The sequence below is a fragment of the Paracoccus aestuariivivens genome, assembly GCF_009711225.1.
Classification (GTDB): Bacteria; Pseudomonadota; Alphaproteobacteria; order Rhodobacterales; family Rhodobacteraceae; genus Paracoccus; species Paracoccus aestuariivivens.
Genome location: NZ_WMIE01000001.1, coordinates 1,035,755 through 1,059,239 on the forward strand (window position 1 = coordinate 1,035,755; position 23,485 = coordinate 1,059,239).

The following is a 23,485-nucleotide window of genomic DNA, read 5'->3' on the forward strand; positions in this document are numbered from 1 at the left end:
ATGGGGCGGTATCTTCTTCGCCGGACCTTCGTGCTGGCCCTGTCGCTGATCGCGGCAGGGCTGGTGCTTTTCGTATTGCTGAGGCTTTTGCCGGGCGATCCTTCGGCGGCGCTGCTGTCGGTCGGCGCGGATGAGGCGCAGATTGCCGCCGCGCGCGAGCAGGTCGGTTCGGACCTGCCGATCTGGATGCAGCTGGGCAAGTTCCTGTCCGACCTTGCGCGTTTCGATCTGGGCAAGTCCTTCGTCTCGGGCGCGCCGGTCCTGCCCGAGATCATGACGCGGCTGTCCGTGACCCTGCCGTTGACGGTGGCGTCCTTCCTGCTGGCGATCGTGATCGCGGTACCCTTGGGCATCGTCTCGGCGCTGCGGGCGGATCGCTGGTATGGCGGGCTTTTGTCGGCGGTCTCGCAGCTTGGAATTGCGGTCCCGGTCTTCTGGATCGGCATCCTGCTGATCTGGATTGTCGCGGTGAAATTCCGCCTGCTGCCCGCGAGCGGCTTTCCGATGAAGGGCTGGGAGGATGCCGCTGGCGCTTTCCGCGCGTTGATCCTGCCGGTGGTGACGATTGCGCTGGTCATGTCGGCCTCGTTGATGCGCTATGTGCGCTCGGCGACCTTCGATGTGCTGGGCGCGGATTACCTACGGAATGCCCGCGCCTTGGGGGCAAGCTTTCCGCAGGCGCTGATCCGCCACGGTATCCGCAACGGGGCCGTTCCGGTGATTTCGATCCTTGGCATTGAACTGGCCTCGACCCTGTTGGGCGCGGTCGTGGTGGAGCGGGTTTTTGCCCTGCCGGGCCTCGGCTCGATGCTGCTGCTGGGCATCCAGCAGCGGGATTATCCGACGGTGCAGGGGGTGCTGCTGGTCTCGACCCTGATGGTGCTGCTGATCGGCTTTCTGGCCGATGTGATCCAGCGCCTGATCGACCCGAGGCTGCGTGAGACGGTGGCTGGCCGATGAAGAAGACAACCCTTTGGATCGGCGCGATCCTCGTCGGCATCAATGTCGTGATCGCGCTGCTAACTTTGGTCTGGCTGCCTTATGACCCGACGGCAATGTCGGGCGGGCGGCTGGCAGCGCCCTCATGGGCGCATTGGGCGGGCACGGACCGGCTGGGCCGTGATTATTTCACCCAAGTCATGATCGGGGCGCGGATTGCGCTGACGGTCGGGGTCGGTGCGGCGCTTCTGGGCGGGCTGATCGGGACCACTTTGGGTGTGCTGGCGGCTTTCGCGCAGCGGGGCTTCGATGACGCCTTGGCCGCGACGCTGGATATCCTGATCGCCTTCCCGACGCTGCTGCTGGCCATGCTGGTCGTGGCGGCGAGCGACGGCGCCTCGCTAGGGACCGCGATCCTTGCCATTGGCATCGCCATGTCCGCGATCATCGCGCGGCTGGTGCGAATCCTGACCAAGCGCGTGCTGGCACAGGATTACATCACCGCCGCGCGCTGCTCGGGTCTGGGTTGGGGCCGCATCGTGCTGGTCCATGTCCTGCCAAATATCGCGCCGACGGTGCTGGTCGCCATTGCGCTGCAATTTGGCCTTGCGGTGATTGCCGAGGCATCGCTGTCCTATCTTGGCCTTGGCGCGCCGCCGCCGAATGCGTCATGGGGGCAGCTACTGCAATCTGCGCAATCGACGGTCTTCAACGCGCCCATTGGCGTCATCGCTCCGGGCCTTGCGCTGATGGCGCTGGTCTTGGGGATCAATTTCCTTGCCGATGGGCTGCGCGACCTTCTCGACCCGGAAAGGGGGGCGGCATGAGCCTCCTAGAAGTCAATAACCTGCGTGTCCACGGGCCCGCGCGTGAGCTTGTCCATGGCATCAGCTTCTCGGTCGAGCCGGGCGAGCGGCTGGGTCTGGTGGGCGAAAGCGGCTCGGGCAAATCGCTGACCGCCATGTCCACCGTGGGCCTTTTGGCGCATGGGCTGCGTGCCGAGGGCTCGGTGTTGCTCGGCGGACATCAGGTCATTGGCCAGTCCGACCGGGCGCTGGTGCCCCTACGCGGTCCGGTCGCGGCGGTGGTGTTCCAAGATCCCCGCTCGGCGCTTGATCCGCTGATGAGACTGGGCGACCAACTCGCCCATCCGATCCGCCGCCGCGCCAAGCGCGAGGGGCGCAGCATGTCTGGCCCCCAGCTTCGCGCCGAGCAATTGCGCTGGCTGGATCGGGTCTCGATTGCCGACCCCGAGCGTATCCTGACTTCTTGGCCGCATGAGGTGTCGGGCGGGCAGCGGCAGCGCATCGCGATTGCCATGGCCTTGGCTTGCGGGCCGCGCCTGCTGATCGCGGATGAGCCGACGACGGCGCTGGACGTGACGACGCAGGCCGAGGTGCTGGACCTGCTCGACACCCTAGCCCGCGACGAAGGGCTGGCGCTTCTGTTCATCAGCCACGATCTGCCCGTGGTGGCCCGCATCACGGATCGGGTCATCGTCATGCAGCATGGCCGCGCGGTCGAGGAAGGGCCGGTGCGCCAAGTCTTCACCCGTCCCCGCGATACCTATACCCAAGGCCTTGTCGCCGCAGCCCAACAATTGGAAGCCGCCGTCAGAGGGATGCAATGAGCCTGATCTCCCTCAAAGATGTTCAGTTCAGCTATGGCGATACACCGATCCTGCATGGCGTCTCGCTGGCCTTGGAGCAGGGCGAAAGCCTTGGCATCCTTGGCGAAAGCGGCTCGGGCAAGTCGACCATCCTGCGGCTGATGCTGGGTCTGACCCGGCCCGATACGGGCGTGGTCGAGGCGGATGGATCGGTGCTTGACACCCGATCGCGGGCGCGGATGCAGGCGCATCGCCGCTTCGTGCAGCCGGTGTTTCAGGACCCCTATACCTCGCTTGACCCGAGGATGAAGGTCCGCCGTATCCTGACCGAGCCTCACGCCGCGCTGGATCTACCCGGGGATGCCGAGGCGGAAGCCGCGCGGGTGCTGGAGGCCGGGGGTCTGCCTGCCGACAGCCTTGACCGCTATCCCCGTGCTTTCTCGGGCGGGCAGCGCCAGCGCATCGCGATTGCGCGTGCCCTGATCGCGCGGCCCCGCGTGCTGTTGGCCGACGAGCCGGTCTCGGCGCTGGATCTTGCGACCAAGGTGCGGGTGATCGAGCTTCTGACCGAATTGTCGCGCGAGCTCACGCTGGTCCTCGTGTCCCATGACATCGCCATTGTCGCGGCGCTTTGCCCGCGCATGATCGTCCTGCAACAGGGCCGCGTGGTCGAGGCGGGCAAAACCGCCGCGATCCTGCGCGCCCCCCAACACCCCTATACGCAGCGCCTGCTCGCCAGCCTGCAACACATGCCCATGGAGTCCCCATGACCTACGAGACCGAGATCGAAAACTGGCGCGCCGAGCGCCTCGCCGCCTTGAAAGCTGAGGATGGTTGGTTGAACCTGACCGACCGCGTCGATATCGCGCCGGGCCGCATGACGGTCGGGTCGGCTGACGAAAATGATGTGGTCTTGTCGGTGGGGCCTGCGCGTCTGGGCGTCTTGGAGTTGGATACCGACGGATCGTCTCGTTTCGACGCGGGCGAGGGGGCGCTGACGCTGACGCCGGTCCCCGATGCTCCGCCACGTTTGAAGGTTGGCGATCTGCTGATTGAGGTGACGCAGGTCGAGGGGCAATATGCCTTGCGTGTCCGCGACGCGGTCTCGCCCAATCGCAGCAGCTTCCCCGGCATTGAGAGCTATCCGCTGGACCCTGCATGGCGGATCGAGGCGGATTGGATCGAGTTGGAAGCTCCGAAATCTTTGGGCATCGGCATGGTCACGGGTGTCGAAACCTCGGTGCAGCTAACCCATGTCGCGCGGTTCACGCATGATGGTGCACAGATCGAATTGCTGCCGACGCATTGGAAATCCGGCAAACCGATGTTCGTGATCCGCGACCGCACCGCCGGGCGCGAGACCTATGGCGCCTCGCGTTTCCTGATTGGTGAGATGGCGGGCGACAAGGTGGTTTTGGACTTCAACAAGGCCTTCAACCCACCCTGTGCATATACCGAGTTTGCGGTCTGCCCCTTGCCGCCGCGACAGAATATCATGGCGTTCGAGATCCTTGCCGGTGAGAAGAAGCCGATCGAAGGATGAACGAAAAGGGCGGGGCATCGATCCCCGCCCTTCTCGGTCGGTGACGGGATCAGACGATCCCGCCGCCTCCGCTGGCGACCCGCGGCCGCGTTTGCGCGACATGGGCGCGATAGCCTGAGGCGCGGTAGGCCGCGATCGGGTCAATGGCGGCGCCGGCCCGTGCGCGGGCCATGGCAAGAATCGGTTCGACATCGGTGCGGAAGGCGGCACGCAGGGTGGCTGCGGCCATAAGGGCGTCGTTGTCCTGTCGGTAGCCTTCCAGCGCGGTGCGGTCGACCAGAGATGCCTGCACATAGGCGCGCTGGATCTCGCAGGCCGAGACGATCAGGCTTTCGATCGGGTCGGTCACATTGTGGCTTTGGTCGATCATATGGGCGAGGTTCAGGCCGGGCGTGTCCTCAAGCTCGACCAGTTCGTTGAAGACGAGGAACAGGCGGAAGGGCTCGATCGTGCCGCTGTCCAGATCGTCATCTCCATATTTGCTGTCATTGAAATGGAAGCCGCCCAGCTTGCCCGCGCGGATCAGTCGGGCGACGATCATCTCGATGTTCACGTTCGGGGCGTGATGACCAAGGTCCACGAGGCACTGCGCTTTGTCGCCCAGTTCCTGCGCGATCATCAGGCTGGTGCCCCAGTCCTGCACCACAGTCGAGTAAAAAGCGGGCTCGTAGATCTTGTGTTCGCTGAAGATCCGCCAATCCTCGGGCAACCCGGCATAGACTTGCTTCATCGAGTCCAGATAGCGGTCGAACTGACGGCTAAGCGAGGTCTGGCCGGGGAAGTTCGAGCCGTCGCCGATCCAGACGGTCAGCGCCTTCGAACCAATGGCCTGCCCGATCTCGATGCATTCCAGATTGTGCTCGACGGCCTGCTGGCGGGTGGCTGCATCTGTATGGCTGAGGGATCCGAATTTATAGCTATACGCCTGATCCGGTTGATCCTGAAAGGTGTTCGAGTTCATGGCGTCAAAGCCAAGGCCGGTTTCCTCGGCCTTTTCCAGCAACAAAGCGGGATCCGTTTTGTCCCACGGGATATGCAGGCTGACCGATGGCGTCGCGTCGGTCAATTGATGGATCACTCCGCAGTCGTCCATCTTGTCCATGATGCCACGCGGTTCGCCAAGGCCGGGGAAACGGGCAAAGCGCGTTCCGCCCGTACCCGTCCCCCAACTGGGGACGGCGACACCGAAAGCGCGGGCGCGGTCGGTCAGGGCGTCGATATCGACGCCCCGACGGGCAAGTCGCTCGCCCAGTGATTGGTAGTCCTGCGCCAGATCGGCCTGACGTCCGGCGTTTTCAGCCTCGATAAGGTTCTTGTCGATCATGGCCATTACCGCGTGAAAGCCTGAACATTGCCCGCATCGACATTCAGGATATTTCCGGTCGATTTGGCAGAGAGATCGCTGGCGAAGAAATAGGCGCCTTCGGCGATATCCTCGGGCAGGACGGATCGTTTCAGCATCGAGCGCTGGCGGTACATTTCCTCGAGCCCTTCCTTGTCGGTCTTGTAGGTCGAGGCGCGCTGGTCCAGCCATTCGCCCTCCCAGATGCGCGAGCCACGCAGGACGGCGTCGGGGTTCACCACATTGACGCGGATCTGCGCCTCGGCCCCTTCCAGCGCCAGACAACGGGCCAGATGGATTTCCGCAGCTTTCGCGGTGCAATAGGCCGAGGCGTTCGGGCTGGCGGCCAAGCCGTTTTTCGATGCAACGAAGATCACCGAGCCGCCGATACCTTGCGTACGCAGGGTCTTGAACGCTTCGCGCGAGACAAGGAAATAGCCGGTGGACAGGATGTCCATGTTTTTGTTCCACAGCGCCAGCGAAGTTTCCTCGATCGGGGCCGAGGACGCGATGCCCGCATTCGATACCAGAATGTCGATGCCGCCGAACTCCACCGCCATTTCGGCATAGGCGGCAACCACCTGACTTTCGTCCGTGACGTTCATCTGGACCGAGCGCACGACATCCTTGCCGTGCCGTGCGGCCAGACCCTTCGATGCCGTTTCCAGCGCCGCGGGGTCAATATCAGCCAGCATGACGCAGGCGCCTTCCTTCAGGAAACGCTCGGCCGTTGCCGCCCCGATGCCGCCCGCGCCGCCGGTTACAAGCGCCACACGGCCCGCCAGCGATTTCGGTTTCGGCATGCGCTGAAGCTTCGCTTCTTCAAGCAACCAATATTCGATGTCGAATGCTTCCTGTTCCGGCAGGCCCTGATAGGTGCTGACGCCGGACGCGCCGCGCATGACATTGATCGCGTTGACATAGAACTCGCCCGAGATCCGTGCCGTTGCCTTGTCCAGCGCAAAGGTCAGCATGCCGACGCCGGGAACCAGATAGACCACGGCGTTGGGGTCGCGCAAAGCGGGGCTGTCGGGCTTTTTGCAGCGGTCGTAATAAGCGGCGTAATCGTCGCGGTAGTCGGCAACCGCCTTTTCCAGACCAGCGATGGTGGCGTCCAAGTCAGGGTTGGTCGGATCGAAGTCCACGACCAGCGGACGGATCTTGGTGCGCAGGAAGTGGTCGGGGCAAGAGGTTCCCAGCGGAGCCAGCGTGTCCAGCGCGTTCGAGCCGACAAACTCGAGCACGGCCGCCTGATCGTCGAAATGGCCGACCTTGTGGCGATCCTTCGAGATCAGTCCGCGGATGACCGGCATCAGACGGGCGGCAACCTCGCGGCGTTGGCGGGCGTCCAGCGTCGGCAGCTTTTGTCCGCCAAAGGCGGGTTTTCCTGCGGTGCGCGCCTCAAGCCATTCGGCGGCGTGATTGATGATCTCCAGAGTCGTCAGGTAGCATTCCTTGGCGTCGTCCGCCCAAGTGAACAGGCCGTGGCTTTCCAGAACACAGCCCTTGGCCTGCGGGTTCTCGATGGCGAATTTCTCAAGCCACAGGCCCAGTTCGTAGCCGGGCTTTTTCCACGGCAGCCAGCCAATGGTGTCGCCAAAGATCTCGGCGGTCAGTTCCTTGGAATTGACCGATGCGGCAATGGCGATGATCGCATCCGAATGGACGTGATCGACATGTTTCTTCGGCACATAGGCGTGCAACGGCGTGTCGATCGAGGCTGCACGTGGGTTCAGCGCGAAGGTGCAATGGGGCAGGTAGCCGACCATTTCATCCTCGAACGCGACGCCGCGATACTTGCCCTTCAGGGCGCGCAGCTTGTCCATATACAACGTCGAGAAGCCGTCCATCTTCATCGAGCCGATATCGCCGCCCGAACCTTTGACCCAAAGGACCTCGACCTGCTCGCCGCTCAGCGGGTCGGTTTCCATCACCTTGGCCGAAGTGTTGCCTCCGCCGTAATTCGTCACGCGCTTGTCCGATCCCAGCAGGTTCGAACGGTAAAGCAGCTTGTCCGATTCGCTCATTTTGGCTGCGCGGGCATCGTCCCACAGGTTCTCAAGCCGGTTGGCTACCAGTGTCTCAGTCATGAAAAACCTCCCATTGCGGCGACGACCGGTCGCCCGCTCCGAGTGCGATTAGACTCGGATTCGCGCAAGCGTCAATCAATTTCGATCAAAAACAATCATTGTGCAGGCGCAGAAAGTTTCTGGACGATCAATTATGATTGACAGTGATCGGTAATGATGGAAACTCCTTTGCCAAGGGAAGAGGGTCAAATGCTGGAAACCGAACGCCATCGCATCATTCTATCCGCCGTGCAGGAGCGGCCGGTGGTGACGGTTGCCGATCTATGCGCCCTGACCGGTGCATCCGAGGCGACCGTGCGACGTGATATTGGCCAGTTGCATCTTGCCAAGAAGTTGCGCCGGGTGCGGGGCGGGGCCGAGGCGATCTCTCCGCCGCAATTCGTCGGCATCAACGCGCGGCCATTCGCGGTCAACCAGACGCTGCACATCGCCGAGAAACGGGCGATTGCGCAGGCGGCGGTCGATCTGTGCGAAGATGGCGACGCGATCATCATCAATGGTGGGACGACCACATTCCAGATGGTGCATCCGCTGACCACCAAACGCTTGCAGGTATTCACCAACAGCTTTCCGATTGCCGAGCATCTGCTGAAGCATTCCAAGAATACCGTTCTGGTGCCGGCGGGCGCGATCTATCGCGAGCAGAATATCATCCTGTCGCCCTTTGACGCCGATGGCAGCAATCATTTCTATGCCCGCCGGATGTTCATGGGTTGTCGCGGCCTCGGGCCTTTGGGGCTGATGGAGGGCGATCCCTTGCTGGTTCAGGCCGAGCAAAAGCTGATCGACCAAGCCGATGAACTGGTCGTGCTGACAGACAGTTCGAAATTCGACCAACGTTCAAGCCTGCTGCTGTGCCCGCTGTCGCGGATCCATACCGTCATCACCGATGACCGGATCTCGGACCGGGCGGCACAGATGCTGGACGCTGCCGAAGTCCGTCTGATCGTGGCAGAGGTGGCCACGACAGATCGCAAGAAACGCGCGCAAGAGGAGTGATGCGCGCAACTGCTCATAGGGGAGGAACGAATGAGCATACTAGGAAAGGCACTAACGACTGCGGCCATGGCAGGCGTCCTGATGGCGTCGACCGCACAGGCCGAGGAAATGCGTATCGCCCTTGTGGTCAAGGCGCTAGGGATCGGTTTCTTCGAGGCAGCCAACAAGGGCGCTGAAGAAGCCGCGAAAGAGCTTGGCGACGTCAAGATCATCTATACCGGCCCGACCGACACCACCGCCGAAGGCCAGATCGAGGTGATCAACAGCCTGATCGCGCAAAAAGTCGATGCAATTGCGGTCAGCGCCAACGACACCGACGCGCTGGTTCCGACGCTGAAAAAGGCGATGGATCGCGGCATCACCGTGATCAGCTGGGACTCGGGTGTGGCACCCGAAGGGCGGCAGATGCAGCTGAACCCGTCGTCCTCGGCGTTGATCGGCAATATGATCATCAAGCTTGCCGCCGATAACCTGCCCGAGGGCGGCGACGTGGCGGTGCTGTCGGCGACCACGACCTCGACGAACCAGAACACCTGGATCGAAGAGATGAAAAAGGTCGAAGGCAATTACCCCAAGGTCAAGGTCGTGGGCACCGTTTATGGTGACGATCTGGCAGACAAGTCCTATCGCGAAGCTCAGGGCCTGATGCAGACCTATCCGGACCTCAAGGCGATCATCGCTCCGACGTCGGTGGGGATCGTGGCTGCCGCGCAGGCCGTGACGGATGCGGGGAAGGTCGGGCAGGTGAATGTAACCGGCTTGGGACTGCCTTCGGAAATGGCTGGCCATGTAAAGTCGGGCGCGTCGAAATCCTTCGCCATCTGGAACCCGATAGATCTGGGTTATTCCGCGACCATGATCGCCTATCACCTTGCCAAGGGCGATGCGAAGGCCGAGCCGGGCGCCTCGATCCCGATTGGCCGCATGGGAGAGGTCAAGCTGGATGACAAGGGCGAAGCCGCCATGGCCGATCCATTTGTCTACGATTCGACCAATATCGACCAGTTCAGCTCGATCTTCTGATCGGACCTGAATAGCCCGGCCTGGCGGCAACGCCGGGCCACCCAGTCCAAGGAAAATCCTATGCATTCCCGGCCAAGGGCCGCTGATGGCATGGTCGCACCCGTGCTGTCGCTGCGCGGCATCGTTAAGACATTCCCCGGCGTGCGCGCCCTTGCCGGTGTGCAGTTGGACCTTTTCCCCGGTCAGGTGACAGCCCTGATCGGCGAGAACGGGGCCGGAAAATCCACCATCGTCAAAGTGTTGACCGGTATTTATCAACCGGATGAAGGGCATATCCTTGTTGATGGCGCGCAGACCCATTTCCCGACTGCGCAGGCCGCGGGACAGGCGGGTGTCACGGCGATCCATCAGGAAACCGTGCTTTTCGACGAAATGTCCGTGGCCGAGAACATCTTTATCGGACACGCGCCGCGAAATCGTTTTGGCCTGATTGATCGCAAGGCCATGCAGGACCGCGCGGCCTCGATCCTGCACAGTATTGGCGCGGATCTGAATCCGGCGGTAAAGCTGCGCGATCTGAGCATCGCCTCGCGCCATCTGGTCGCGATTGCCCGCGCGCTGTCCATCGACGCCCGCGTGGTGATCATGGATGAGCCGACGGCCGCGCTGTCGCACAAGGAAATCGGCGAACTTTACGAATTGGTCGAAAAGCTGAAAGCGCAGGGCAAGGCGATCCTGTTCATCAGCCATAAATTCGACGAGATCTTCCGCATTGCGGATCGGTGGACCGTTTTCCGCGACGGGCAATTCGTCGGCGAGGGCCTGATGACCGAGGTGACCGAGGCTGATCTGGTCCGCCTGATGGTTGGCCGTTCGGTCGATCAGATCTATCCCAAGCGTCCGGCGCAAATCGGACAGCCCGCGCTGACCGTTGCCGGTTATTGTCACCCGACCGAGTTCGAGGACATCAACTTTACCCTGCACGCAGGGGAAATCCTCGGGTTTTATGGCCTGATCGGGGCAGGGCGCAGCGAGGTGATGCAATCCCTGTTCGGGATCACCAAGCCGTCGCGCGGGGCCTGCCGGATCGGTGATGATGTGCGGGTGATCCGCTCGACCGCGCAGGCTGTCGAAGCTGGCATCGTTTATGTCCCCGAGGATCGCGGGCGGCAGGGCGCGGTTAAAGGGCTGCCGATCTATCAGAACGTGACCTTGCCGTCTCTGGCGCGGACCAGCCGCGCCGGCTTCCTGCGGCTGGCAGAAGAGTTCTCGCTTGCACGCGAATATACCCAGCGGCTGGATCTGCGGGCGGCAAGCCTTGATCAGGACGTCGCTTTGCTTTCGGGTGGCAACCAGCAGAAGGTCGTGATCGCCAAATGGCTGGCGACCAAGCCGCGCGTTATCATTCTGGACGAGCCGACCAAGGGCATCGACATCGGCTCGAAAGCCGCCGTGCATGACTTCATGTCCGAACTGGCGGCCCAAGGCTTGGCCGTCATCATGGTCAGCAGCGAAATACCCGAGGTTGTCGGCATGTCCGACCGCGTCATCGTCATGCGTGAGGGGCGCATCGTCGCCGAATATCAGGGTGACGAGATGACACCGGAAAACCTCGTCCGTGCCGCAGTCGGTATCAACGGAGCCGCCACATGAGCATCCTGAAATCCCGCGAGGCCATTCTGGCTTTGGCGATCCTCGCGCTTCTGGCTGTCATTGCCAGCCGCTTTCCGGCATTCGTCTCGCCAGCCAACCTTGCACGCGTTCTGACCGACACCTCGCCCTTGATCCTGTTGGCGCTGGGTCAGATGGCGGTCATCCTGACGAAATGCATCGACCTGTCGGTTGCAGCGAACCTTGCGCTATGCGGCATGATCGCGGCGCTGATGAACGGGGCGGGGGTTCCGCTGCCGATGATCCTGCTGGCCGTCGTTCTACTGGGCGCGATGCTGGGCGCGGTGAACGGACTGCTGGTCTGGAAACTGGGCATTCCCTCGATCGTGGTGACGCTTGGAACGATGACGATCTATCGCGGCACGATCTTTCTGCTGACCAACGGGGCATGGATCAACGCCCACCAGATGAGCGCGGGCTTCAAGGACTTCCCGCGTACCGTCATCGCGGGGCTTCCGGTGATGACATGGATTGCGCTTGCGATCATCGGTCTTGTGGCGATCCTGATGGGCCGCACGCCCTTGGGCCGCGCTTTCTATGCGGTCGGCGGTAACGCTCATGCGGCGGTCTATACCGGCATTTCGGTCGGTCGGACCCAGTTCGCAGCCTTCGTGCTGGCCGGGGCGCTGGCCGGATTGACCGGCTATCTATGGGTCGCCCGCTACGCTGTTGCTTATGTCGACATCGCTGGAGGCTTTGAACTGGATGTGGTTGCGGCTTGCGTGATCGGCGGTATCGCCATTGCCGGAGGCTCGGGCAGCGTCGCCGGATGTGTCATGGGTGCGCTGTTCTTGGGCATCATCAAGAACGCGCTTCCGGTCGTCGGAATCTCGCCGTTCTGGCAAATGGCGATCTCGGGGGCGGCTATCCTGATCGCCATTGCCTTCAACGCGACCAGCCAACGCGCGCCGGGTCGCATCATCCTGAAACAGGCGGAGCATCGCACATGACGACGGCCACCGGACGCCATATTCCCGACCGCCTGACCAGTCCGGCCAGCCGCGCCCTGAAAAGCTGGGAGGCGCTGCTGCTGATCGTTGCCATCGCGATTTTCATCGTGAACTCCATGGCTTCTCCGTACTTTCTCGATCCGTGGAACCTAAGCGACGCAAGCTTCAACTTCACCGAGAAGGCGATGATCGCCTTTGCCATGGCGATGCTGGTCATCTCTGGAGAGATCGACCTTTCGGTCGGCTCGATCATGGCGCTGACCTCGACGGTGATGGGGGCCGCGATGACGGCCGGAGCGGGGACGCCCACATTGGTGGCGCTGGGGCTGGGCACGGGGTTGCTTTGCGGGGCCTTCAACGGATTGCTGGTGGCGCGGTTCGGTCTTCCCTCGATCGTTGTGACCATCGGCACGATGAGCCTGTTTCGCGGCATCAGCTACATCGTGCTGGGGGACGGGGCCTATACCGGCTATCCAGCCGGCTTCGCCTGGTTCGGGCAGGGCTATGTCTGGTGGGTGATCACGGTTGAGTTGGTGATCTTTGCCCTTGCCGCACTGGCCTTCGGCATTCTTCTGCATCGTACGAATTTCGGGCGCATGGTCTATGCCATCGGCAATAACGCGACCGCGGCCCGCTTTTCGGGTATCAGGGTCGACCGGATCCGCTTCATCCTGTTCCTGCTGACCGGATTGATGAGCGGGATCGCCGCGATCTGCCTGACCTCGCGGTTGGGCTCGACCCGACCCAGCATCGCCTCGGGGTTCGAACTTGAGGTGGTGACCATCGTCGTACTGGGCGGGGTCAGTATTCTGGGCGGTTCGGGCTCGATCATCGGGGTCGTGCTGGCGGCCTTGGTCATGGGGCTGGTGACCTTTGGACTTGGGCTTTTGAACGTGCCGGGGATCGTCATGTCGATCATTGTCGGTGCGCTGTTGATCGCGGTGATTGCCCTGCCGCGACTTTGGTCGATGCTTTCGAGGAAGTAATGCAGAAATATGCCTTTCGAATGACCCTGTTTCCGGGAATGGAGCAGGAATACCGCCGACGCCATGACGAGATCTGGCCCGAATTGGTCGATCTGCTGAAAGAGGCGGGGATCGAGGATTACTCGATCCACCTTGACCCCGAAACCAATGCTTTGTTCGGGGTGTTATGGCGGCGTGACGATCACGGCATGGATGATCTGCCCGCGCAGCCAGTGATGCAAAGGTGGTGGGCGCATATGGCCGATCTGATGCAGACCAAGCCCGGAAACGAGCCCGTCGCCGTTCCGCTTATCCCGATGTTCCACCTGCCATGACCCATATTGCTGTTATCGATATCGGCAAGACCAACGCCAAGCTCGCGCTGGTCGATGGCGAGTCCTTGACCGAACTCGCCGTGGTCACTCGCCCGAACCGTTCGCTGCCCGGTCCACCGTGGCCGCATACCGACCTTGAGGGCCATTGGCAGTTTTTCCTGCATCATCTGGCTGCGTTTCATGCCTCGCACGGGATCGATGCGATTTCGGTTACCACACATGGCGCGGCTGCCGTCCTGCTGGACCAGAACGGAGACGTCGCGGTTCCGATGCTGGATTACGAGCATGTTGGCCCCGATGGTCTTGCTGCCGCCTATGATGCGCTGCGTCCGGATTTCGCGCAGACCGGCTCGGCGCGCTTGCCGCACGGTCTGAACCTTGGTGCGCAATTGCATTGGCTGCTGGAAATCGATCCGGCTTTGGCCAAGCGCGTTGCTCATGTCGTGACCTATCCGCAATACTGGGGCTGGCGCCTGACCGGAGAGCTTGCAACAGACGTGACCTCGCTTGGCTGCCACACCGATTTGTGGGACCCGTGGCAGAGCCGTTTTTCGTCTTTGGTCGAACGATTGGGTCTGGAAGAAAAGATCGCTCCGGCGCGACGCTCGAACGAGGTGCTGGGGCAACTGCGCCCCGAACTTGCCGCATCGACCGGATTGCGTTCCGATACTCCGGTGATGGTCGGCATCCATGACAGCAACGCCTCGCTCTATCCGTATCTTCTGGGGAACGAGGCTGCTTTTTCGGTCGTGTCCACGGGAACATGGGTCGTCTGCATGTCCGTTGGCGGAGACAGGGTTCCACTGGATCCGTCCCGCGACGTGTTGGTGAACGTGAATGCGTTGGGCCAACCCGTGCCCTCGGCCCGTTTCATGGGGGGGCGTGAATACGAAACCATCCGTTCGGGCAGCGATGCCGTCCCGAGCCAATCCGACCGCGAGGCAGTGCGCAAGGTGGGCTTGATGATCCTTCCCGCCGTTGAGTCAAGCTCCGGCCCCTATCAGGGGCGGAAGATGGCGTGGATAGGCAGTCCCGAAAATCAGGGTCAGCAGATGGTGGCCTTGTCATGGTATCTTGCGCTGATGACTCAGACCTGTCTGGACCTGACCGGAGCACGCGGCCCCACCCTCGTCGAGGGGCCCTTTGCCCGAAACCCGGACTATTGCACCATGCTCGCTAGCCTGAGACCCGAGGGGGTAAGGATTGCCGGATCAGCCACCGGCACGTCGACCGGCGCGGCGATGTTATGCCTTCCTCGGGCTACGGTTCCGAAAACAACAGCGATAGCTGCCGATGCAGAGCTAGCCGGATATGCGCGTGACTGGACTACGGCAAGTGTTGCTCGGTAATCAGAGTTATGTCACTTGAATTTCGCAACTGACCGTTGTGACTGCAAGGACACAGATGGTTAACATTGCCCCGACCTATCTGTTCCGACTAGCCTTCGCTGATACCATTGCCGTGATTGCTACTTGATTCGCTCGGAGAATCGCGGCGTCGGTTATCAAGTTCTTCACTCCAGACGTGTATGCAAAGGGGAACGCATGGACTTGAAAGCGCTACAATTCAGTATTCTGGCCGGAGCTGCCTTGCTCGCTTCGCCCGCGCTGGCTCAGGATCAGGAACTGGCCAAACAGCTGTCCAACCCCGTCGCCTCGTTGATCAGCCTGCCGTTCCAGTTCAACTATGATTCCGGCTATGGTCCCTCGGACGGCGAGAAATACGTTCTCAACGTTCAGCCGGTGGTTCCGATCACGCTGAATGACGATTGGAACGTGATCTCGCGGACGATCATTCCCATCGTCAAGCAAAGCGACATCGCCGGTGAATCCGGAAGCCAATCCGGCGTTGGTGACGTCTTGGCTAGCTTCTTCTTTTCGCCCAAGCTGCCCACCAAGAATGGCCTGATCTGGGGTGCCGGACCGGCGTTCTTGCTGCCGACGGCATCCGATGAATTGCTTGGCGCCGAAAAATGGGGCATCGGACCGACAGCCGTCGTCCTGAAACAACATGGTGGTTGGACGTTCGGCGGTCTTGCCAACCATATCTGGTCAGTGGCCGGAGAGGATGATCGCGACGATATTTCGTCAACTTTCCTGCAGCCTTTCGTGACCTACACCACACCTACTTCGTGGACCTTCGCGCTGAACACTGAATCGACATATGACTGGAAGAACGAACAGTGGACCGTGCCGATCAACATGCAGGTCTCGAAACTGGTCAAGTTTGGCGCGCAACCTGTAAGCTTCCAGATGGGCGCACGTTATTGGGCGGATGCGCCTGAAAACGGGCCAGATGATTGGGGCATGCGTGCCTCGGTGACGTGGCTTTACCCCAAGGGCTAACCCGACCTCGAAGCGCAGTCGATCATCCTTGATGAAATGCAAGTTATGTGGACAACCGCAGTGGTTGACCGCATATCTTGTACATGTCGAAGATGGGGGACAATTTGCCGACTGAGACTGGGTCTTCGCCTTGGCCGATTGGCGGCGGTATTTCTGGTGAAATGGTCAGAAGTATTGATTGGTCGAAGACCTCACTTGGGCCGATCAGCGATTGGCCGCAGAACTTGCGCATCAAGGTCAATTCGATCGTCAATTCTCCGATCCCTCAGGTTTTGATGTGGGGACCGGATCATGTGATGATCTATAATGACAGCTACATCGAAATTGCCGGTAGCTACCACCCGCGCGCAATGGGCGGTACGGTGCCCGAAATCTGGCCCGAGATCTGGGACTGGAACCGTCGCATCATCGAGGAAGGCCGGCAGGGCAAGGTTCAGGCCTTCCGCGAACAAACGCTGACACTGAACCGGCATGGCCGCCCTGAAGAGGCGGTTTTCGACCTGTTCTATACGCCCATCTATAGCGACGATGGTCTGCGGGTGGATGGTGTCCTGTGCACCGTGCTTGAGATCACGGACGCTGTGGCTGCCCGCGCTCTGCTTGCCGAAAGCCGGACCGAAATCTACAGCCTTGCCGACGCCCTCCCCATTCTGGTCGGGTTTCTGGACCGCAGCCTGATCTTCCGTCTCGCCAATGGCCGCTATCTTGATGTGTTCGGCGTGCCGCCCGAGCGGGTGATCGGCCATCACAAGCGAGAGATTGTCGGCGAAACCTATTTTGCTTCGCGCGAGCCATCCTTGAAACGTGCCCTCGCGGGCGAAATGGTGATCAACGACGCCCCCGTCACGTTGCCCGACGGGCGCGTCCACACGTTTGAAGTCCGCTACATTCCCCGCCGCGACTCTGAGGGCAAGGTGCTGGGCATCTATGTCCTGATGATCGATGTCGAGGACCGGAAGAATACCGAGCAGGAACTTCGCCATAGCAATGAGCGGTTCGCGGCGGCGGTCAATGCGATCCATGGCGTGTTGTGGACCAACTCTCCTGACGGGAAGATGCGCGGTGAGCAGGCTGGCTGGGCCAATCTGACCGGACAAGGTTTTGAAGAATATCAAGACTGTGGTTGGGTTGACGTGGTCCATCCGGATGACCGCGCGGGCTCCTTGGCCAGTTGGCAAGAAGCCGTTGCGACCAAGGCCACCTACACATGGGAGCACCGTGTCCGGCGAAAGGATGGGCAATGGCGCAACTTTGCGATCCGTGCCGTGCCGACGCGGGATCTGGAAGGTGAAATCCGCGAATGGGTCGGTGTGCATACTGATATCACCGAACAACGCGCCGCCGAGGCGCAGCTGGTCGACCGCGCTCAGGATCTGGAACGTCAGGTCCGGCATCGACGTCGCGCAGAAGACCAGTTGCGGTTGCTGAATGAGGGACTGGAAGCCCGCGTCCAATCCGAAGTCGCCGAGCGTCGCAAGGCCGAGCACGCCTTGCAGCAATCCCAGAAGATGGAGGCAATCGGTCAGCTTACCGGCGGGATTGCGCATGACTTCAATAACTTGCTGCAAGTTGTTTCGGGAAATCTGCATTTGCTGCTGCGCGATGTGACAGGCAATGAACGCGCCGAGGAAAAGGTCAGAAATGCGCTGTCCGGTGTGCAGCGCGGTGCCAAGCTTGCCAATCAGCTTCTGGCTTTCGGGCGGCGCCAACCGCTGGAACCGCGTGTGCTCAACATTGGCAGGCTGGTGTCGGGGATGGACGACATGCTGCGGCGCTCGTTGGGTGAGGCCATCGAGATCGATGTCATCTGTTCGGGCGGATTGTGGAATGCCTATGTCGATCCCGGACAGATCGAAAACGTCCTGCTGAACCTCGCCATCAATGCCCGCGATGCGATGGATGGCAGCGGCAAGCTGATCATCGAGGTCGGAAACGCCCATCTGGATCAAGCCTATGCCGAGGACAATTCCGAGGTGACTCCGGGCCAATATGTCATGCTTGCCGTCAGCGATACGGGAACAGGCATGTCGCGCGAGGTTCTTGAAAAAGTGTTCGAGCCCTTCTTCTCGACCAAGCCCGAGGGTCGCGGCACCGGACTGGGATTGTCGATGGTTTACGGCTTTGTCAAACAGTCGGGCGGCCACGTCTCGATCTATAGCGAGTTGGGGCAAGGCACGACGGTCAAGGTTTTCCTGCCGCGCTCGATGGCCGAGGAAGATCGCGAGGTGGTCATGAAGGCCGGTCCGGTAACGGGCGGAACCGAGACCATCCTTGTCGTCGAGGATGACGAGGCAGTCCGGACCACCGTCGTCGAACTGCTGACCGATTTAGGTTATCGCGTTCTGACGGCGAAAGATCCATTGGCCGGATTGAGCGTCATCGAAAGCGGTGTGCCAATCGACGTCCTGTTCACCGATGTTATCATGCCCGGCCCGTTGACGAGCCGAGAGATGGCGCAGCGCGCGCAGGAACGTCTTCCCGAAATCGCGGTGCTTTTCACCTCGGGCTATACCGAAAACTCGATCGTCCATGGCGGCAGGCTCGATCATGGCGTCGAGTTGTTGTCGAAGCCTTATTCGCACGAGGCGTTAGCGCGCCGCCTGCGCCATGTCATCGCAAATCGTCAGCAGATCATGGCGGAAAAGGAGGTGCAGGCTCCGGCTGGCGATGGCCTCGAAATACTTCTGGTTGAGGACAACTTCCTGATCTGCGCCGATACGGCGATGATGCTTGAGGAACTGGGCCATCGCGTCACGCAAGCAGCGAATGCGCGGCAAGCGATCAAGGCGCTGGAGGCAAAGACCTTTGACTTGCTGCTGACCGATCTGGGCCTGCCTGACCTGTCGGGAGACGAACTTGCCAGGTTCGCGGTCGAGCGGCACCCGCATCTGGGGCTTGTCTATGCGACCGGTGAATCCCGCGCTCCGGACGGCAGTCCCGCCCGTGTCGTGTTATTGGGCAAGCCCTATGCCATGCCCGATCTGCAATCCGCCGTGCGACAGGCGATCAGGCAAAAGGATCTCGTGTGAAACCCGCTCCGCTTTGTACCCCGCCCGCCGATGCGGAGCAGCGCAAATCGGTGTCGCCCGTGATCTGCTATCCGGTCGCCACCCTGCCCATCCCTGATATCGAAGGCTACCGTGCCTTGCGCGAAGGATTGGAACTGGTCGAAACCATCCGGATCGAGCCCCGCGAGGCAGGTTGTTTCCGTGTTCAAGCCGGTTCGTTCTTCCGCATCGTCTCGACCGAAGGACCGCAGGTCGGCGATCTGAACCTGTTCGCAGATGGCAATCTGGACGAGCGTTTTTACAGCGGCAAGACACGGGCCCTGCACGGCACGCATGTCGGTCGGGGCGACCGGTTGTGGTCGTCCTTTCCCTATCTGCGTCCGATGGCGACGATCACGCATGACACTCTGGACTGGTACGGTTTCGACGAGTTCGGCGGTGCGGTCCATGATGTGATCGGGACACGATGCGACCCCTATACCCACGCATTGCTCAGCGGTGGCGGAGCCTATCACCATTGCTGTCATTCGAACCTGACGCGGGCTTTGGCGCAGTTCACCGGCCTTCGCCCCGAACTGGCCGAGGGCCATGTCCATGACGTGCTGAACGTTTTTATGTGCACGGGCTTCACCCGCGATACCGGCCAGTATTTCATGAAAGCCAGTCCGGTCCGGCCCGGCGATTACCTTGAGTTTTTCGCCGAGATTGACCTGCTCGGTTGCCTTTCGGCCTGCCCCGGAGGGGATTGTTCGAACAGCCATTCATCTGATGTGGCGGCGTGTTACCCTTTGCTTGTCGAGATATATCGCCCAACAGGTAATCCGGTCGGCTGGAAGCCACCTACCCGCAATCCTTGTGACCGCTCGCACGGGCTTTGATCGTGACTGAACGACTTTCTCCGGACGATATGCGCGTACCGATACGAGACGCGGTTCCGGTCCTGTTTCCCGGCCTTGCCGTCTCGGTCCTTGTCGCCGCCACCGCGCAATTCCTGTCCGAGCATTACGGCGCGCCTGCCATGCTGATGGCGCTGCTTCTGGGGCTCGCGCTGAACTTTCTGGCCGAGACCGGCACCAAGACCGCCCCCGGCATCGGCTTCACCGCCAAGACCGTGCTGCGGCTGGGGGTGGCGCTGCTGGGCGCAAGGATCTCGGTCGAGATGCTGGCCGGTCTGGGCGGCGCGGCCATCGGCTTGGTCGTCGCAGGGGTCGTGCTGACCATCCTCTTCGCGCTGGCGATCACCCGCATCGTCGGGCGCGATTGGCGCTTTGCCCTGTTGACCGGAGGCTCGGTCGCGATCTGCGGTGCCTCTGCCGCCATGGCCATCGCCGCCGTCCTGCCCCGCCACGAGAAATCCGAGCGTGATCTGGTCTTCACCGTCCTTGCCGTCACCGTTCTGTCCACCGTCGCGATGGTGCTTTACCCGATGCTGGCGCAGGTTTTCGGTTTCGACGCCCGCGATTCCGGCGTTTTCCTTGGCGGCACGATCCATGACGTGGCCCAAGTCGTCGGCGCTGGCTTCTCGATTGGCCCCGAGGCCGGAGAGACCGCAACGCTGGTCAAGCTGATCCGCGTCTCGATGCTGGCACCGGTGGTGCTGGTGATCTCGCTGGTGATCCGTGCGCGCGGTCTGGCCGATCAGGTCGAGGGGAAACGCCCGCCGCTGCTGCCGGGCTTCGTTCTGGGATTTCTCGCGCTGGCGGCGGTGAACTCGCTGGGACTGCTGCCGGTCTGGCTGGCCGACGCGGCGGGTGTCCTGTCCCGCTGGGCGCTGCTGGTCGCCATCGCGGCGGTCGGGATCAAGACCTCGCTGGCAAGGATGCTCGAGGTCGGGCCGGCGGCGATTGCCTTGCTTCTGGCCGACACGGTTTTTCTGGGCGCTTTCGTGGTGGGCGGATTGCATTGGCTGCGATAATGTCGCTTGGGATTGCCCCCGCGCAATCAATCGGCCAAAATAGCACGCTAGACTTCCGGAGGATTGCATTTGGGCGAGGCATTGAGAGAGAAAATTCCTGCCACGCGCAAGAATGCGACCGAAGCCGTATTCGAGGATTTGCGCGGTGCCATCCTGTCAGGCCAGATTCCGGTCGGTAGTCGCCTTCCATCCGAGGAAAAGCTCGCGGTCAGCTATGGCGTGAGCCGCCCGATGATCCGCGAGGCAATGCGGTCCTTGCAGACCTTGGGACTGACCCGCAGCCGAACCGGTAGCGGCAGCTATGTCATTTCGGCGACCCAACGCAGCGAATTGGCCTATGGCGAGTTCTCGGCCCGCGATCTGGTCGAGGCGCGTCCGTTCATCGAAATCCCCGCAGCCGGTTGGGCAGCCTTGCGCCGCGATGAGGAAAAGCTGGCCCAGTTGGTACAGCTTTGCGACCTTATGGAATCCGAGACGGATTCACAGACATGGGTCCGGCTGGATTCGGATTTTCATTGTCTGATTGCCGAGGCATCGCAAAACGCGCTGTTCGCGCGTGTCGTCCAGCAATCACGCAAGGCGCTGATGCAGCAATCCGAATTGGTCAACCTGATGGCAGACCGCCGGATCGCCTCGAACTATGAACACCGGCTGATTGCAGATGCCATTGCGGCGGGTTCCGAAGAGCGGGCGCGCGATGCCATGCAAAAGCATCTGTCGCAGGTGGAGGACGCGATGACATGGATCGTTTCGTCTCCGGCCAACGCGAAACGGTAGTCAGCCTGCTGCCAGAAGCAGATCCGCACCGATAAAGCCGACGGTCATCGCGACGACCAGAAGCGCACCAACGATCCGTGGTGGTGCGGGCAGCGGCAGATCGAACCAGCGGCAACCCGAGCCGATCAGGAATCCCAGCGTCAGTCCTCCGACAACGTGGATCATGGATTACCTCTGGTTTCGCCGGTCGGGCCACCGCATAGGGGCCGCGTCGTCGCGGCGCGATGCGCAGCGAACCAGTCGGTTAGGACATAGCCAAGTGTCATGGCCAGAACCAGCAGGGCTCCGATCAGGACCGGTGGCGCGGGCAGCGGGATGGCCGCCAGACGACAGGCGATGCCAAGCGCAAGCAGCAATCCGATCACGGTTTTTGTCATGCTTTTGGTCCTTTCGGGGGGACTGGTGCGCCTGTCCGGCTGTTGCGCGGCGCAAGATAGTGCCTGATCTCGGGGGGGCGTATGCCGCGATGAAAGGCATGGGCACGCGCATGATCCAGAACATCATGCTTGGTATGCCGCTCATGCTGGCGAAGATGTTCGGCCCAGCTGTGCAGGAAAAACCATTCAATCCACAGACGGGGCGATGCCGCGTCCTGATAGATGCCCCAGTCATGCGCTCCGTCGCGATAACGCTCTCCCGACAGACCGGTCATGGCAGCGAGGAATGCTTCCGTTTCCTCGGAGTCGACCTCGTAGGTGATGGTGACAAGGACCGGTCCGCGATCATTGCTGCTGGCAAGATCCTCGGCCATTTCGGGGCTGGGCCAGCTGGTTGCGGGGCTCATGTCGTGCCCCTGCCCCTGCCCTAGCAGCGCGTGCCAAGTCAGCGGGATTGCGGCGACCAGTCCAGCGGCCGCCAGCAAAAGGGCAAAATGCACCGACGTCAGGCTGGCGATCTGGCCCCAGAACGTCGAACCTGCCGCCATGCAGCCGTAAAACACCATCAACGCAATCGACAACCCTCGCGCACGGACCCAGTTCGGCAACGCGATCTGGGCCGAGACGTTCAGGCTGGTCAGCACTGCGATCCAGCCCAGACCGCCGATGAATGACGCAATGACGGTCAGTGTCGGGTTGTGCGACATGCTCAGGATAGCCATGGCCAGAGCCGTTGTGATCGTGCCTCCGGTGGTCAGGCCGTTGATCCCCATTCTTCTCCGAAGTCCGGGCAGGATCAGCGCGCCGGTTACCGCCCCTGCGCCGATCGCACCCAGCAACAATCCGTATAGCGCGGCCCCGCCCCCGGGAATGCCCCGCGCGAATAGCGGCAGAAGCGCCCAATAGGCACTCGCGAAGCTGAAGAATCCCAGCGCACGCAGCAATGTGGCCTTCAAAGCGGCATTATGCATCGCGTGCCGGAAACCGGTCAGCATGGCTCCGGCAATCGGTTCGGGCGGAAGCCGCGGCGGCTCCTCGGGCGGGGGCTTCCACAGGATCAGGGCTCCGATGATAACGATGGAGCTGATCGCGTTCACAAAGAACGGTGCCGAAAGACCGACAACCGTGATCAAAAGTCCCGCCAGCGCAGGCCCGATGGCGCGGCTGATATTCACCCCGAGCGAATTCAGCGCCACCGCCGGAGACAAGGTATCTTGCGGCACCAGCGCAGGCACCACCGATTGCCATGCCGGAGCGATAAAGGCCGCGCCGGTCCCGATCAGAAAGGTAAACACCAGCAACACGCCCGGCGTCATTTTTCCTGACAGTGTCGCGAAAGCCAGCAGTGCGATCACGATGCCCAGAACCGTATTCACGATAATCAGATAGCGCCGCTTGTTCACGCGGTCGGCCAGCGCTCCGGCAAGCAGTACGAACAGGAATATCGGAACAGTCGTTGTCGCCGAGACCAGCGAGACCATCCCCGGTGACGGGCTGAGTTCGGTCATCAGCCAGCCTGCGCCGACATCATTCATCCATGTGCCGATGTTCGAGATCAGCGTTGCCGTCCAAAGCAATGTGAATGCGCTATGCCGGAACGGACTCCAAGCAGATTGCCGGCTTTGATTCACCACTTTCGAGAATTCCTGCATCGCTC

22 protein-coding genes are annotated in these 23,485 nt (G+C 61.5%); 17 read left to right on the top strand and 5 right to left on the bottom strand.

Going from position 1 to position 23,485, the window contains the following annotated elements; translation table 11 throughout:
- From GL286_RS05015 to GL286_RS05035, 5 genes are read left to right on the top strand one after another with little or no spacing between them, the layout of a single operon-like run.
- Window positions 1-960, top strand: a complete 960-nt coding sequence (locus GL286_RS05015; RefSeq protein ID WP_155094395.1) for an ABC transporter permease — start codon at window positions 1-3, stop codon at window positions 958-960.
- Window positions 957-1,766: an ABC transporter permease gene (locus GL286_RS05020; protein WP_155094396.1), complete on the top strand. Its 810-nt coding sequence runs from the start codon at window positions 957-959 to the stop codon at window positions 1,764-1,766. Before GL286_RS05015 ends, GL286_RS05020 begins: the two co-directional genes overlap by 4 nt.
- Window positions 1,763-2,569, top strand: coding sequence for an ATP-binding cassette domain-containing protein (locus GL286_RS05025; RefSeq protein WP_155094397.1), 807 nt, complete (start codon window positions 1,763-1,765; stop codon window positions 2,567-2,569). The genes GL286_RS05020 and GL286_RS05025 overlap by 4 nt, the downstream gene beginning before the upstream one ends.
- The gene (locus GL286_RS05030; RefSeq protein WP_155094398.1) at window positions 2,566-3,318 is read left to right on the top strand and encodes an ABC transporter ATP-binding protein; all 753 of its coding nucleotides are present in this window, start codon (window positions 2,566-2,568) and stop codon (window positions 3,316-3,318) included. The genes GL286_RS05025 and GL286_RS05030 overlap by 4 nt, the downstream gene beginning before the upstream one ends.
- Window positions 3,315-4,091 (top strand): DUF1684 domain-containing protein, encoded by a 777-nt coding sequence (locus tag GL286_RS05035; RefSeq protein ID WP_155094399.1) that lies wholly within the window; start codon window positions 3,315-3,317, stop codon window positions 4,089-4,091. Before GL286_RS05030 ends, GL286_RS05035 begins: the two co-directional genes overlap by 4 nt.
- Window positions 4,092-4,140: 49 nt before the next feature.
- Here GL286_RS05035 and rhaI read toward each other — a convergent pair whose 3' ends face one another.
- Complete coding sequence (rhaI, locus tag GL286_RS05040) at window positions 4,141-5,415, bottom strand: L-rhamnose catabolism isomerase (protein ID WP_155094400.1); 1,275 nt, start codon at window positions 5,413-5,415, stop codon at window positions 4,141-4,143.
- Window positions 5,416-5,420: 5 nt separating this feature from the next.
- Window positions 5,421-7,523, bottom strand: a complete 2,103-nt coding sequence (locus GL286_RS05045; RefSeq protein ID WP_155094401.1) for a bifunctional rhamnulose-1-phosphate aldolase/short-chain dehydrogenase — start codon at window positions 7,521-7,523, stop codon at window positions 5,421-5,423.
- A gap of 189 nt (window positions 7,524-7,712) precedes the next feature.
- On the opposite strand from GL286_RS05045, the gene GL286_RS05050 reads away from it, so the two are divergent.
- The 12 genes from GL286_RS05050 to GL286_RS05105 all read left to right on the top strand — a co-directional run bounded on the left by GL286_RS05050 (window position 7,713) and on the right by GL286_RS05105 (window position 21,451).
- A complete protein-coding gene (locus GL286_RS05050) occupies window positions 7,713-8,522 on the top strand; it encodes a DeoR/GlpR family DNA-binding transcription regulator (RefSeq protein ID WP_155094402.1) in 810 nt (269 codons plus the stop codon).
- A gap of 30 nt (window positions 8,523-8,552) precedes the next feature.
- A complete protein-coding gene (gene rhaS / locus GL286_RS05055) occupies window positions 8,553-9,545 on the top strand; it encodes a rhamnose ABC transporter substrate-binding protein (protein WP_155094403.1) in 993 nt (330 codons plus the stop codon).
- 60 nt (window positions 9,546-9,605) lie between these two features.
- The gene (locus tag GL286_RS05060; RefSeq protein WP_155094404.1) at window positions 9,606-11,138 is read left to right on the top strand and encodes a sugar ABC transporter ATP-binding protein; all 1,533 of its coding nucleotides are present in this window, start codon (window positions 9,606-9,608) and stop codon (window positions 11,136-11,138) included.
- Complete coding sequence (locus GL286_RS05065) at window positions 11,135-12,106, top strand: ABC transporter permease (RefSeq protein ID WP_155094405.1); 972 nt, start codon at window positions 11,135-11,137, stop codon at window positions 12,104-12,106. The genes GL286_RS05060 and GL286_RS05065 overlap by 4 nt, the downstream gene beginning before the upstream one ends.
- A complete protein-coding gene (locus tag GL286_RS05070; protein ID WP_155094406.1) occupies window positions 12,103-13,092 on the top strand; it encodes an ABC transporter permease in 990 nt (329 codons plus the stop codon). The genes GL286_RS05065 and GL286_RS05070 overlap by 4 nt, the downstream gene beginning before the upstream one ends.
- Window positions 13,092-13,406: an L-rhamnose mutarotase gene (gene rhaM, locus GL286_RS05075; protein WP_155094407.1), complete on the top strand. Its 315-nt coding sequence runs from the start codon at window positions 13,092-13,094 to the stop codon at window positions 13,404-13,406. The genes GL286_RS05070 and rhaM overlap by 1 nt, the downstream gene beginning before the upstream one ends.
- The gene (locus tag GL286_RS05080; RefSeq protein WP_155094408.1) at window positions 13,403-14,755 is read left to right on the top strand and encodes an FGGY-family carbohydrate kinase; all 1,353 of its coding nucleotides are present in this window, start codon (window positions 13,403-13,405) and stop codon (window positions 14,753-14,755) included. Before rhaM ends, GL286_RS05080 begins: the two co-directional genes overlap by 4 nt.
- A gap of 195 nt (window positions 14,756-14,950) precedes the next feature.
- The gene (locus GL286_RS05085; RefSeq protein ID WP_155094409.1) at window positions 14,951-15,751 is read left to right on the top strand and encodes a transporter; all 801 of its coding nucleotides are present in this window, start codon (window positions 14,951-14,953) and stop codon (window positions 15,749-15,751) included.
- A gap of 296 nt (window positions 15,752-16,047) precedes the next feature.
- Window positions 16,048-18,780, top strand: a complete 2,733-nt coding sequence (locus GL286_RS05090; protein ID WP_211596200.1) for a hybrid sensor histidine kinase/response regulator — start codon at window positions 16,048-16,050, stop codon at window positions 18,778-18,780.
- A complete protein-coding gene (locus GL286_RS05095) occupies window positions 18,777-19,637 on the top strand; it encodes a DUF1989 domain-containing protein (RefSeq protein WP_170295041.1) in 861 nt (286 codons plus the stop codon). The genes GL286_RS05090 and GL286_RS05095 overlap by 4 nt, the downstream gene beginning before the upstream one ends.
- Before the next feature lie 29 nt (window positions 19,638-19,666).
- On the top strand, window positions 19,667-20,674 hold the full coding sequence (locus GL286_RS05100) for a YeiH family protein (RefSeq protein ID WP_155094552.1): 1,008 nt from the start codon (window positions 19,667-19,669) through the stop codon (window positions 20,672-20,674).
- 81 nt (window positions 20,675-20,755) lie between these two features.
- Window positions 20,756-21,451 carry a FadR/GntR family transcriptional regulator gene (locus GL286_RS05105; protein WP_246184827.1) on the top strand — a complete coding sequence of 232 codons (696 nt, stop codon included), beginning with the start codon at window positions 20,756-20,758 and terminating at the stop codon, window positions 21,449-21,451.
- On the opposite strand, the gene GL286_RS05110 is transcribed toward GL286_RS05105, so the two are convergent.
- From GL286_RS05110 to GL286_RS05120, 3 genes are read right to left on the bottom strand one after another with little or no spacing between them, the layout of a single operon-like run.
- Window positions 21,452-21,616: a DUF1427 family protein gene (locus GL286_RS05110; protein WP_155094411.1), complete on the bottom strand. Its 165-nt coding sequence runs from the start codon at window positions 21,614-21,616 to the stop codon at window positions 21,452-21,454.
- Window positions 21,613-21,828 carry a DUF1427 family protein gene (locus tag GL286_RS05115; protein WP_155094412.1) on the bottom strand — a complete coding sequence of 72 codons (216 nt, stop codon included), beginning with the start codon at window positions 21,826-21,828 and terminating at the stop codon, window positions 21,613-21,615. The genes GL286_RS05110 and GL286_RS05115 overlap by 4 nt, the downstream gene beginning before the upstream one ends.
- A complete protein-coding gene (locus GL286_RS05120) occupies window positions 21,825-23,480 on the bottom strand; it encodes an MFS transporter (RefSeq protein WP_155094413.1) in 1,656 nt (551 codons plus the stop codon). The genes GL286_RS05115 and GL286_RS05120 overlap by 4 nt, the downstream gene beginning before the upstream one ends.
- Window positions 23,481-23,485 lie beyond the last annotated feature (5 nt).